Source organism: Flavobacterium potami (assembly GCF_020026915.1).
In the GTDB taxonomy this organism is placed as follows: Bacteria; Bacteroidota; Bacteroidia; order Flavobacteriales; family Flavobacteriaceae; genus Flavobacterium; species Flavobacterium potami.
The window spans coordinates 238,655-252,441 of record NZ_JAINUY010000002.1; the positions used below are offsets into that span (position 1 = coordinate 238,655).

General features: G+C 32.5%; 7 protein-coding genes. 3 read left to right on the top strand and 4 right to left on the bottom strand.

Annotation, left to right across the window (positions count from 1 at the left end; all coding sequences use genetic code 11):
• Positions 1-145 precede the first annotated feature (145 nt).
• The 3 genes from K6T82_RS06810 (at position 146) to K6T82_RS06820 (ending at position 6,292) form a co-directional block, all read left to right on the top strand.
• Positions 146-2,779: a valine--tRNA ligase gene (locus tag K6T82_RS06810; protein WP_223705183.1), complete on the top strand. Its 2,634-nt coding sequence runs from the start codon at positions 146-148 to the stop codon at positions 2,777-2,779.
• A gap of 284 nt (positions 2,780-3,063) precedes the next feature.
• Positions 3,064-3,978 (top strand): hypothetical protein, encoded by a 915-nt coding sequence (locus K6T82_RS06815; RefSeq protein ID WP_223705184.1) that lies wholly within the window; start codon positions 3,064-3,066, stop codon positions 3,976-3,978.
• On the top strand, positions 3,938-6,292 hold the full coding sequence (locus K6T82_RS06820) for a hypothetical protein (RefSeq protein ID WP_223705185.1): 2,355 nt from the start codon (positions 3,938-3,940) through the stop codon (positions 6,290-6,292). Before K6T82_RS06815 ends, K6T82_RS06820 begins: the two co-directional genes overlap by 41 nt.
• Positions 6,293-6,455: 163 nt before the next feature.
• On the opposite strand, the gene K6T82_RS06825 is transcribed toward K6T82_RS06820, so the two are convergent.
• The 4 genes from K6T82_RS06825 to K6T82_RS06840 all read right to left on the bottom strand — a co-directional run bounded on the left by K6T82_RS06825 (position 6,456) and on the right by K6T82_RS06840 (position 13,757).
• Positions 6,456-7,772, bottom strand: a complete 1,317-nt coding sequence (locus tag K6T82_RS06825) for an APC family permease (RefSeq protein ID WP_223705186.1) — start codon at positions 7,770-7,772, stop codon at positions 6,456-6,458.
• A gap of 144 nt (positions 7,773-7,916) precedes the next feature.
• The gene (locus K6T82_RS06830; RefSeq protein WP_223705187.1) at positions 7,917-10,211 is read right to left on the bottom strand and encodes a TonB-dependent siderophore receptor; all 2,295 of its coding nucleotides are present in this window, start codon (positions 10,209-10,211) and stop codon (positions 7,917-7,919) included.
• A 244-nt stretch (positions 10,212-10,455) separates the two neighbouring features.
• Positions 10,456-11,181: a DUF4198 domain-containing protein gene (locus K6T82_RS06835; RefSeq protein WP_223705188.1), complete on the bottom strand. Its 726-nt coding sequence runs from the start codon at positions 11,179-11,181 to the stop codon at positions 10,456-10,458.
• A gap of 146 nt (positions 11,182-11,327) precedes the next feature.
• Complete coding sequence (locus K6T82_RS06840; protein WP_223705189.1) at positions 11,328-13,757, bottom strand: TonB-dependent receptor; 2,430 nt, start codon at positions 13,755-13,757, stop codon at positions 11,328-11,330.
• Positions 13,758-13,787 lie beyond the last annotated feature (30 nt).

Here is a 13,787-nt window from a genome sequence, read left to right on the forward strand (position 1 = left end):
AAAAATTGAACCAAAGTTTCGTTTATTTGTTTAACTGTTTAATCGTTTAATCGATCTGCCTGAATGCATTTCAAAAAAATAAAACGATTAAACGACTTAACGATTAAACGAATAAACAAAAAAATAAACGATTAAACATATATAAATGACAATTCCAGCACAATTTGACGCTAAGACGATTGAGAGTAAATGGTATGATTACTGGATGAAAAACAACTATTTTCATTCAGAACCAGATCATAGAACACCGTACACTATTGTAATCCCTCCGCCAAACGTCACTGGAGTCCTTCACATGGGACATATGTTGAATAATACGATTCAGGATGTTTTAATTCGTCGCGCGCGTCTTAAAGGATTCAACGCTTGTTGGGTTCCTGGAACAGACCATGCATCTATTGCTACTGAAGCAAAAGTTGTGGCAAAATTAAAAGCTGAAGGAATCAACAAAAACGATTTGACTCGCGAAGAATTCCTAAAACATGCTTGGGAATGGACAGATAAATACGGTGGAACAATCTTAGAACAGCTTAAGAAATTAGGTGCTTCTTGCGATTGGGAACGTACTAAATTTACAATGGATCCAGATATGTCTGCTTCTGTAATTAAATCGTTTGTAGACTTATACAACAAAGGATTAATCTACAGAGGATACCGAATGGTAAACTGGGATCCAGAAGCAAAAACGACTTTGTCTGACGAAGAAGTAATTTACGAAGAACAACAAGGAAAATTATTTTTCTTAAAATATAAAATCGAAGGTTCAGAAGATTTCTTGACTATTGCTACAACACGTCCTGAAACTATCTTTGGAGATACTGCCATCTGTATCAATCCGAATGATGAGCGTTTTACACATTTAAAAGGTAAAAAAGCGATCGTTCCAATTTGTGGCAGAGTAATTCCGATTATCGAAGACGAATATGTAGATGTAGAATTCGGAACAGGATGTTTGAAAGTAACGCCTGCGCACGATATGAACGATAAAACGCTGGGTGAAAAACACAACTTAGAAATCGTTGATATTTTTAATGAAGATGCAACTCTAAACAGTTTCGGTTTACATTATCAAGGAAAAGATCGTTTTGTAGTTCGTACGGAAATTGAAAAAGAACTTGAAGAAATTGGCGCTTTAGCAAAAACAGAAGTGCACTTAAATAAAGTAGGAACTTCTGAAAGAACAAAAGCGGTAATCGAACCAAGATTATCAGACCAATGGTTCTTGAAAATGGAAGAATTAGTAAAACCAGCAATTAAGTCGGTTTTAGAAACTGGAGATATTAAATTACATCCAAAACGTTTCGAAAACACTTATGCGCACTGGTTAAACAACATTCGCGATTGGAATATTTCTCGTCAATTATGGTGGGGACAACAAATTCCGGCGTACTATTATGGAGACGGAAAAGAAGATTTCGTAGTTGCTGAAAACATTGAAGATGCATTAAAATTAGCACAAGAAAAAACTAACAATTCACAATTAACCATTAACAATTTAACTCAAGATGTTGATGCATTAGATACTTGGTTTTCATCTTGGTTATGGCCAATGTCAGTTTTTGGTGGAATTATGGATCCAGAAAGTCCAGATTTTAAATACTATTATCCAACAAATGATTTAGTAACGGGTCCGGATATTTTATTCTTCTGGGTAGCGAGAATGATCATTGCAGGTTATGAATATGCAGGCGAAAAACCATTTACAAATGTATATTTGACTGGTTTGGTTCGTGATAAACAACGTCGTAAAATGTCTAAATCATTAGGAAACTCTCCTGATCCTTTAGATTTGATCGATAAATTCAGTGCAGACGGAGTTCGTGTAGGATTGCTTTTAAGTGCTTCTGCAGGAAACGATATCATGTTTGACGAAGAATTATGCAGTCAAGGAAAAGCGTTCTCAAACAAAATTTGGAATGCCTTCAAATTGATTAAAGGTTGGGAAGTTTCAGAAACTATTCCGCAACCAGAATCATCAAAAGTGGCGATCGAATGGTACGAAGCGAAATTGCAACAGACATTAGTTGATATTGAAGATAATTTCGAGAAATACAGAATTTCTGATTCTCTTATGGCCATCTATAAATTGGTTTGGGATGATTTCTGTTCTTGGTTTTTAGAAATGATCAAACCAGCGTACCAACAGCCAATTGACAGCGTAACTTTCGCGAAAGCGATCGAAATGTTAGAAAACAACTTGAAATTACTTCATCCATTTATGCCTTTCTTGACAGAGGAAATTTGGCAGTTAATTGCTGAAAGAACTCCAGAAGAAGCTTTAATTGTTTCAACTTGGCCAGAAGTAAAACCATTTGATGCAAAATTAATTGCTGATTTTGAAAATTCAATTGAAGTAATTTCTGGAATTAGAACGATTCGTAAAGACAAAAATATTCCGTTTAAAGATGCAATCGAATTAAAAGGAATTAACAGCGAAAATGTTTCGACTTATTTTGATTCAATCATAACAAAATTAGGAAACGTTTCTGCTTTCGAATATGTTTCTGAAAAAGTAGACGGTGCCTTGTCTTTCCGTGTAAAATCAAATGAATATTTCATTCCGATTACAGGAAACATCGACGTTGAAGCTGAAATCGCAAAACTAACAGAAGAATTGAATTACACAAAAGGATTCTTGAAATCTGTAGAAGCAAAACTTTCAAACGAGAAATTCGTAAACGGAGCTCCAGAGAAAGTTCTTAATTTAGAAAAACAAAAACAAGCCGATGCATTAGCAAAAATCGCTACAATCGAGCAAAGTTTAGCAGGTTTGAAATAAGAAATCAAACTTAGTATTACAAAACCCGACAGATTTTTAAAATTTGTCGGGTTTTATTTTGCATTAAAATAAGCTGATTTTTAGCAAAAAAATATATGTGCCTTTTATGATTTTGTATTTTAAAATGATATAAATTTAATACGATTTTACACTATCTAAATTTTGTTTTTCTAATGAAAAAAATTTTGTTTTCCGCCTTTATTTTTTGCCTGTTTCTGTCCTGTTCCGATAAAGTTGAAAAGGTTGAAAAATCCGTTTATTACTGGAAAAGTAATAGGTGGGAATTGAATTTAGAAGAAAATAATATTTTAAATGATTTAAAAATTAGAAAGCTTTACATTAAGTTTTTTGAGATAGATCATAATGAGGTATATGGAGATTTTCCTATCTCTAAAACATCTTTACGTATTTATCAACAGGACAGTCTTGATATTGTTCCGACCGTATATATTAAAAATGAGGTTTTTAAAAATACAAGCAGAGAAAGATTAGATACACTTGCTAATAATGTTGCTTTTTTGATTGATAAATATGCCAAAGACAGATTTGCAAGAGTCAATCCGATTAAGGAATATCAGATGGATTGCGATTGGACTTTGACAACAAAAGATAATTATTTTTACTTTTTGAAAAAATTAAAATTAATTTCAGTAAAAACAATCAGTTGTACCTTAAGACTTTATCCGTACAAATATCCTGAAAAAATGGGCATTCCTCCAGTTGATAAAGCGACTTTAATGTGTTATAACTTGATAAATCCGTTAGAAAATCATTCCAAGAACTCTATTTTGGATATTGAGGAATTAAAGTTGTATCTCAATAAAAAACGAAAATATCCATTACATTTAGATATTGCGCTACCTACTTATTCTTGGATGCAGGTCTATAAAAATGATCACTTTTATAAAGTAATTTATGATGGACAGGAAAAGATTGCCAAATCTTTAAAAGAAATAAAACCACTATGGTATGAGGTTACAAAAGATACTGTAGTTGACAACTTTTATCTAAGAATTGGAGACAAGATTAAATATGAAAATTTAACTGCTGCAAAAATTAATGAAGCAATAGAAGTCATCAAAAAAAATGTTGATTTTGATGCCAATACTACCGTTACATTATTCCATTTAGACGACGAACAATTAAGCAATTATAGTAATGAAGAACTTTCTGGTTTTTATCGCAATTTTAGCAAGTAATAGCTTTTTTGCCTGCGGGTTTTATCCGTTTGGGGAAGAAATTAGATATTCATTTTTAAATCCGCTCAACTTTAATTATTATTCTTATTCTGAATTTAATTATTCGTACAATTCGTTTTATCCAAATGGAAAAGGAGTGTATCCGCAAGGCACAATTGACGAAAATGAAAGCCTTTGGGTAAAATATTGTCACAATAAAGTTCCTGTAGAAGCAATTAGAAATGTTCTGTATGACTTTAAAGAAGAAGATATTAATGAAAAATCTTCGAATGAAATGCTTCTGTATTTTTATAAAACTAAAAATACTGATGCTATAAATTATTTAAAATTTGCTAAAATCTGCGAATTTTTTAACGGAATTTATGATGATCCTTGGGAAAGAAATCAAAGTGCAACAATGCCTAAAAGAAGAAATCTTATCGATAAAGCCATTGCGATTTCAAACAAAACCAAAGATAAGGAAATCCAACTTCGATATACATTTTTAGCTATTAGATTGGCATATTATAATAGTGATTTTGAAGAAATTAAATCCTTGTACGATACTGTTTTTAAAATTCAAAACAAGAAAAATATTTTAAATTATTGGAGTTTGTATTTTCGAACTTTAGCAGAGACAGATAAGGCTTTGGCTAATTTTTATGCTGCACAAGTTTTTGTAAATGCGCCAGATAAGCGTTTTATGATTTCGCAGCGATTTGATTCTACAATTTCTTTGGATGCTGTTTTAAAATACGCCAAAAGTAATGAGGAAAGAGCCAATGTTTATTTTTTGGCTGGAATAAAAAAAAGTGATCAAGCCCTATTTTATTTGGAAAAAGTATACCAATACAATCCACAATTTGAAGGTCTTTCATTTTTGTTATTGAGAGAAATCAATAAAATTGAAGACTGGGTTTTTACGCCTTACTATTCTTTGTTTAATCCAGCTGTTTCAAAATATGATTATTGGTCAGATGAGAAAAATTCAATAAAAGATATTTTAAATAGAGTAGAAAATGATAGGGTTTATGCTGGTAAGGTATTGCAGTTTGTAAATAACGTAAAACTTAAAAAAACGAATGATCCTCTTTTATGGAAAATAGGGAAGTTTTATTTGTCATTTATAACAAAAGATAATCAAAGCTGTTTGAATGAAATTGCGCTTCTAGAGAGGGAAATTCCTAAAAAAGATTCTCTTTACAATCAAATTGAAATTATAAAAGCATTGGCGTTGACTGCAAATCAGGAAAAAGGAAAAGCTGTGATTTTGGAGAAAGTGAAGCCAATTCTTCTTCAAAATCAAAAAAATAGGAAGTTTATTTTCGCTATTGGAAGAGAATTAGAATACAAAGAGAATAGGACTGAAGCTGCTTTTTTATATTCAAAGCTTAATAGTGTAGAAACAACATACAGCAGTGTTAATGATTATGAGTACAATTATGTTACTTGGAAAAGCCTTAAAAATAAAAGTAATTCGTACAGAGATTATTTTTCTGATTATTTCGATTATATAGATGTGAGCTATTCTCCAGAGCAAGTTCAAAAGATAGTTGAAGAAGTAGAAAATGTAAAAAGCAATTTAGATTCTTTTTCTAAATGGAAGCAAAGTTATATTAAATCCCAAATTCCGAGATTGTATGACTTGATAGGAACAAAATACATTCGCCAAAATAAGCTAAAAATGGCTGCAGAGTATTTTAAAAAACTTGATGTTGATGAGTTTGCGAATTATACAGATTGTTTGTGGGAAAAGCCAAATTGTGAGGGTAAAGACAAGTATAATTCAAATCCGTTTTTTGTTCTTAAATATACGCCTGAGTTTATAAAACAGGAAAAACTTTTTAAATTGAATAAAAGAAGTATTACGGAACATTTGATTTTATATCTGAAAAAAGCTTCTAACCCGAAAGAACAAAATAAGGATTATTACTATTTTTTAGTAGCCAACGCTTATTATAATATGACACAAAATGGAAACTCCTGGATGATGCGTCGTTACGACTGGCATAGTTATGCGAGTGATGCACCTTTTGAAGATGAAAAAGAATATTACGAAAGTAATTTGGCACAGAAGTATTATTTGTTGTCACTAAAAAACGCAAAAACAGACCAATTTAAAGCTTTATGTTTACGAATGATTGGTCGATGTGAAAAAAATAAGCTGGAATATCAACATCCAAATGATTACAATAATAGAATTGAGAACTATGATGCTTTTCTGTGGAGTAAAAATAAATACTACCAAGACTTGAAATCTAAGTATTCAGACGATTATGAAAATTTAATGTCTGATTGCAGTTCTTTTGAAGAATATTTTAAAGCGAGAAGATAATCGTTTTTTTTACTAATTATAAACCCGACAGGTTTCAAAAGCTTGTCAGGTTTGTTATTTTTTTTTCGCCACGAATTCACAAATTTTAATTTTCACAATCTATATGTGTAGCAATTCACGAATTATTTGTTTTGCTCAAAGATTGGAAATAAAAAATTCGTGGCTATCTTTTCTTCTTCAAAACCAAAAACAAAGGATAAGAGACAATCGTAATTCCAACAATAGTTGCAAAACCAATAGGATCGCTGTAAATAAACCCTAATAATAATCCAACAGAAACAATGATGGCAATTATAGTGCTCCACGGATACCAAAAAGAACGATATGGTCTTGTCATATCAGGTTCTGATTTTCTTAATTTTATAAGAGAATAATAGGCAAGTCCCCAGACAATAATAGAAATAAAGGCAGCAAAAGAAAATAAAACCTCAAATGAACCCACAAATATTATTAAAAGCAAACTAAAAAGCGATGATATTAAAAGTGCCACGATTGGTGTTCCGCCTTTATTTACAGTTGTTCCTTTTTCAATAAAAAATCCATCACGGCTAAGTCCATAAAGAATTCTTGGCGGAATCATCATAAAAGCATTCAAAATACTGATTAAAGAAAAAATTGAAATTACGGTTACGATTTTTGCGCCGCTTTCGCCGAAAAGAATTTTGGCAACATCGGCAGCAGCCAAATTTGATTTAGCTAAGGTTTCAATAGGTAAAACATGAAAAAAGGCCGCATTTACCAAAATATAAATTGCAACAACGAGCAAAACTCCGCTGTATAAAGATTTCGGAATATTTTTACTCGGATTGTCATTTTCTTCAGCAAAAAAGCAAACAGCATTCCAGCCATTATAAGTTCCGATGATAAGTTGTAGTGACTTAAAAAATCCAAAAATAAGTCCGATTTGAAAGATAGAATTGTCTGTTTTTATTGGCGGAACTTCAACTCCAGAATACAAAAAACAAGCTAAAACTAAAGCCACGAAACAAATTACTTTAAGAAAACTGGTAATCTGCTGGATTACGCTTCCGTTTTTGACACCGCTTAAATGAAGTAAAACAAATGCAATCAATAAAGAAATTGAAATTACAGTTGAATAATTGGCTAATTGCGGAAATAAAATAATAGTGTATTCGCTGATAACAATACAGTAAAACGCTGGAGGAATAGCATTAACAATATAATCATACCAGCCAGATAAAAATCCTGCATATTCGCCCAAAGCTCTTTTTATGTAATTATAAGAACCTCCCGCTTTTGGAAGCATTGTTGCCAATTCTGAATAAGAATTAGCACCAAGCAAAACATACAAACCGCCAAATAACCAGCAGGCAAGAATAAGCCAGTAATTGTTAAGCATTTCGGCGATAGTGCCCGGAGTTCTTAAAATACCAACTCCAATTGTTCCTCCGATGAGTACGGCAATATTAAAGCTAAGTCCTAAAGTTTTTTTTAATTGGTTTTTTGTAGAATCTGACATATTTAGAATGTAGGTTTAAAATGCTATTTGATGACAAAAGTACTTATAATAAGAGATATTTTAGCAAAATAAAAAACCTCACCTTTTGCAAGATGAGGTTTGATTTTCCGAATACTTCGAAAAAATAAAACTAATTCATTTTTTTTAGAATTTATAACGTAAGCTTGTCATAACCTGACGAGGCGCGATTGGGTTTACACTATAATTTTCGTGAACGGTATAATTTAATTCGTTTGTAATGTTTGATAATCTACACAAGATCGAGAACTTTCTCCATTCATAACCAAGAGAAGCGTCTACAGTTACATATCCTTCTAATGGAATATCACGATCTCTGATAGTAATAATGTAAGCTGGATCTGGTTTTGGATTAGTTGGAGTTGGAGTAACTGCTGTCCAAAGATAATCATCATTCCAGCCACCAGTACGATCACCAATATAATTTCCGATTGCTCCAAAAGTTACTCCTTTAAAGAAACCACTTGGTAATTTATAGAAAAAACTCAAATTGGCAGTATTTCTAGGTGTTCTTGCCAGAACATCTCCAACAACAAGACTTCCATTTGTTCCTGATGATTTTGATACTTTGGTTTCGTTAAAACTATAACCAGCCATTATGTTAAGCCCTTCAACAGGATAAGCAGTAATATCAATTTCTACACCTTTTCCTTTAGTTGCTCCAACTAATTCTTTAATCGAAGTGTTGGCATTTTGTGTAACACCGTCTGCTAAAAAAGGAGCGGTTTGAGCTAAATTATTATTTGTAATTTGATAAACCGTAACGTTTGTACTCAAAAGACCTCCCCAGAAATCTTTCTTTACACCCGCTTCATATTGATCTATAATAGATGGATCTAAAGGTTTTGAATCGACTGTTGTTCCTGTGTTTGGAGAAAACGAGTTAGAATAACTTGCAAACAATGATAAATCTTTAGTAGGCTGTACAACCAATCCAGCTTTAGGCGAAAAAGCTTTATTTATTGCTTTTGCTCCGTCTACTGTTTCTGCATTTTCAAGCGAAGTAGTGATAACTCCTTGTTTTACAGTTTCTTTTGCAGTTGCAACATAACTTTCTTGCCATGACCAGCGTAATCCTGCTAAAACTTTGATATGTTTTGTAACTGAAATCAAATCCTGAGCATAAGCACCAAAACGCTGTGTATTGGTAGTGGCTAATTGTGTTGCTCTGGTTGGGTATGGAATATCACGACTTTGCGTGCTGTAATCGTACGTATAAAGATTTATTGCCGTAGCTTCTGTTGTAATAGCAGTTGTACCATTTGGCGTTGCATAAAAACCATAAGTATAATTAGGAGCAATAGAGTTCTCATAATCTACTCCAGTAAATATCTGATGTTTTATTTTTCCAGTATTGAAAGTTCCCTGTAAACTTAACTGATCGCCAAAAATGTTCTCAGCAGCATCGGCTTTTGTTAAGCCACGTTTCCAGTTTCCATAAGCATCAATTGTACTTAATTGTGCAGTTGAAGTTTGTGTTCTTCTATAATATTGATAAGAAGAATTGAAGTTTAATTTCCAGTTTTTGTTGAAATCATGGTTAAATAACATCGAAGCGCTCGAAGATTTAGTATTTGCAGTTGACCAAAGTGCTCCGAAGAACTCGTTGCGAGGCAGGTCTAAAATTGTTTTTCCATAAATTCCGGTACCAAAATCAGGAGTCCAATCGGCACTTAAATAATCTCCCTGCAAGGTAATTTGAGTTTTATCTGATAGATGAAACAAAAGAGAAGGATTAACATAAATACGTTCGTTTTTTACAAAATCCCTGAAGCTTTCAGAGTTTTCATAAGACCCTGTAATACGGTAAGCAATAGATTTATTTAAAGGACCGTAAAAATCAATAGCAGGTTTGTAGTAAGAATAACTACCAATTTGCATCGATACTTCACCACCTTTAGTGAATTTAGGCGTTTTGGTAACTAAATTCATAATTCCACCTGGCGCAACATTTCCGTACAATAAAGCCGAACCCCCTTTTAAGAATTCTACTTTTTCTAAAGAAGAAACTTCTGGAATAGAACCCGCATTATAACGAAAACCATTTTTAAACATATTGTTGGCACTCATATCATAACCTCTCGAAAAGAAAGATTCTTGTGCACCACCACGAGCAGATCCGACATAAACCCCGTTTAGGTTCTTTACTACTTCACTCAATCTTATTGCTTGTTGCTGTTCTATAATTTCATTGCCAACAATTTGAACACTTTGTGGTAAGTCCATTACTTTAATTCCTGAACGAGCGGCTTCAACTGGTTTTTTAGGTTTATTTGTTGTGACTAAAACTTCATTCAGAATTTCGCCTTTTTTATTTTTTACAGTGTCGTTAACTGTAGAGGTACTTTCGTTGCTTGAATAGTCTTGCCCATAAGATGCAAAACTTAATAATCCTAGTGCAAATAGTAAATTGTATTTCATGGTCTTTATTTAGATTCAATAAAAATTATTGAGTGCAAATATAAATACACATGTTCTTTAACATGAAATTATGACGTGGTTTTCTTACTTAAAACTTGCTTAGTTCTTTCTTAAGATTTGCTTAAGATTTTTCTAATGTTATTTTAATTTTGTATTAATGTTGCCTTTCAAGAATAAAAAAACCTCGCTGTAAAAGCGAGGTTTTCTCAATTGAAATTAAATCTAAGAATGAAGTCTTCTAAAATTATTTTACTGTAATTTGGTATGTAGCCATTTTCCAGATTTCATCGTATTTTTTACCGTTATGTTCTCCGGCTGCTTTTTCTGTATGAGCATATTCAACCATGTAATTTCCAGACCAGATAGGAGTAAAAGAGAATTCACCTTTATCATTTGTCCACAATTCTTTTTCCCAGCCGTTTGGAGCAATAACTTTAATTTTTGCTTCTTTTGCAGAAACACCATCGTATAAAGCAAATCCAGTTATTTTAGCATCTTTTTTTGCTACGTCGGCATTTTCAGAAAATAAACCAATTTGATTCTTATTTGCTGTAGCATAATTTCCAGCTGTTTTATTCCCAACAACTACAGTTGCGCTTGAGTTGTAATCTAATACCATAGTTCCGTAAACATCTTTTACTTTATGGTGCATTACTACAGTATAAACACCATCTTCATCTGGAGTAAAAAAAGCTTGATATTTATTGTCTAAAGCTTTAGAAGTTAATTTGGTTTCTTTTTTAGAAGGAGAGATTAATACTAAAGAAAAATCTTTTAAGTCAGAGAACCATTTGTCCGCTTTTGTGATGTCGTTATCAGAGAATTCTCCAAAGTAAATAGAAATTTCCTGTGGCTTTCCTTTTGTACCAGTTGCTTTTGTATCTATCCAAAGCGCATGAGCAAAGATTTGGGGAGCAGCAAAAAGCATTAAAAATAAAAAAGATAATGTTTTTAAAGTATTTGATTTCATAAGATCAAGTTTAAAATTGTTAGAACGATATTTTTTACAAACATAAGGCTTATTTAGAATAATTAAAAATTAAAAACAATAAAAAAGCCTCGAAATCCCATATTTTAATGGACTTTCGAGACTTTTATAATCTGTTTTAACTAATGTTAGAATTTGTAAGCAAAACTTGCTACAACATTTCTAGGCTTTTGCGGATTTACGGTTGACCATCCTCCATTAAAATAATCTTTATTCGCAATATTATTTACATTTAAACTTACGCGATATTTTGTAGTGTTGTAAAATAACGCACCATTGATAACAGTGTAGGCAGGTAGAATAAATTTACCAGTTACATCACTATCTAAAATTGCATTATCACTAGCATAATTTCCTCCAAAGCCAATACCGAAATTTTCTAATGCTCCTTGGTCAAATTTATAAGTTGCCCAAAGGTTTACTAAGTTTTTAGGTCCAGCCCAAAAAGGTCTTTTTCCTTGATCTAACCAAACATTAGCTTCATCTCCTTTTGTAATTTTACTATCATTGTAACTATATCCAGCAATAATACTTAAACCTTTTAACGGTGCAGCATTCAAATCAAATTCGAAACCTTTGCTTCTTGCTTCTCCACCTTGAGAGCTATACATTGGATTGCTTGTAACTAGATTGGCAACATTAATGTCATAATAACTCATAGTTGCGGTTAGTTTGTCTGAAAACAAATTTGCTTTAATTCCAGTTTCTAATTGGTTAGCATGTTCAGGCTCAAAAGTTTGAGAACCTACAAAATCGCCATTATTGTCATAAATTGCAGTTGGAGCAATGTTTCTAAAACCGTTCATGTAATTTGCAAAAACAGATAATTGATCTTCAATTGGCTGATAAACAACTCCAAATTTTGGAGAAAATGCTGTCTGTGTGTAATTATCATCATCGGTTTTAATGTTTCCTTCAGTGTCAAAATAATCAACTCTTAAACTTGCCATTACCAATAATTTTCGTGTAATGTTCAATACGTCAGAAGCATATGCACTGTAAGTAGCATCTTTAGAATTGTAATTTGGACCAGGTTCTGAAGCTAATAGCTTATCTACAGAAGTTTGTGTTAGATTGTATGGATTTGCTGGATCTAATTGTCTTACATCTCCTTGCGCTGTAACGTTATACAAATGACCATAACCAGAACCTCCAAACATCACATTTCTTTCAAAATAATCTAGACCAACTACAAGACGATTTCTCATTTTTCCAATTTTAAAATCTCCTATGAAATTTTGCTGAATATCTGTTGTACTGGTTTGAGAATTTTCTTTTGTGATCCATAAAGCGAAATCACGATTTCCGTCTTCATTATCGTAGATATAAGAATAATATCCTTTTGATTTTGATGAAGTTCTTGATAAAACCGTTTGAGAAGTCCACTGATCTGAAATTTTATACATCATTTGTCCCTGCAAATTAAATCTCGGATTTTTCATTGGAAGATCGTTGCTGTAAAAAGACAAGTCTGTTTTATAATTTAAGTCGGCTAAATCGGTAAATTGTAGTGGAGTATCTCTTCCTAAGAATAACATAGATGGCGTTGTTTTTTCTTCTGCCATGAATTCGGTGTTAATTAAGAAAGATAATTTTTCGTTTACTTTATAAGAAAGGGAAGGAGCAACGAAGATCGAAGTACGGAATCCGGCATCCTGAAAACTGTTTTCTGTTTGGTAAGCCGCATTGATTCTGAAAGCTACATTATCAGCATCATCCAAAGGAGTGTTGATGTCGGCTGTTACTCTGTTCAAGCCAAAGCTTCCCGCAAGGTACGATACTTCGCCGCCAAAACCACTATAAGGTTTTTTAGTAACAGTATTAATTAGTCCACCGTAACTTACTAAACTACTTCCGAACAAAGTTCCTGATGGTCCTTTAATAACTTCTACACGTTCGATATTTGCAGGATCTAAAGTACCGCTTGTTACGCCAGGTAATCCGTTAACAATATTAGCCTGAACTTCAAAACCACGTAGCGAATAATAAGAGCCACCGTCGCCGCCGCGACCTGTAGATTCCCATAATTTCTGAATTCCAGGAACATTTTTTAATGCATCTTCGTAATTCGTAATCGCTTGTTCTTTCATTAATTCTGAAGAAACGATATTATAAACCTGTGGATTTTCAATATTTTTAAGAGGCATTTTAGAAACATATGTACTTTGTTTCGGGAATGCTTTTCCTCTGTTATTGGTTATGATTACCTCTTTTAATTGTTTATTTGAAACTGTCAATTGCAAACTAAGAGTAGTAATCTCATTAGCCGTAACTGTTACTTGTTGTTCTAATGTTTCATAACCTGATAAAGAAACCTGTAATGTGTAAGTATTTGGTTTTACTCTATTAAATTCAAAAGCACCGTCTTCATTACTTATTGTGCCATATTTTGAACTTTTTAGGATAATGTTGACTCCAACAGCCAGTTCTCCGTCGGAGGTTGTAATGGTTCCTTTAATTTTTCCGAAGTTTTGCTGAGCAAAGAGATTGCCGCAGAATAAGAATAGCAGGCAGAATATGGTACTTATCTGCTTAATGCTATGATTTGAATAATTCATGGTAATTTTTTTTTGGATTAATTTTGCTTT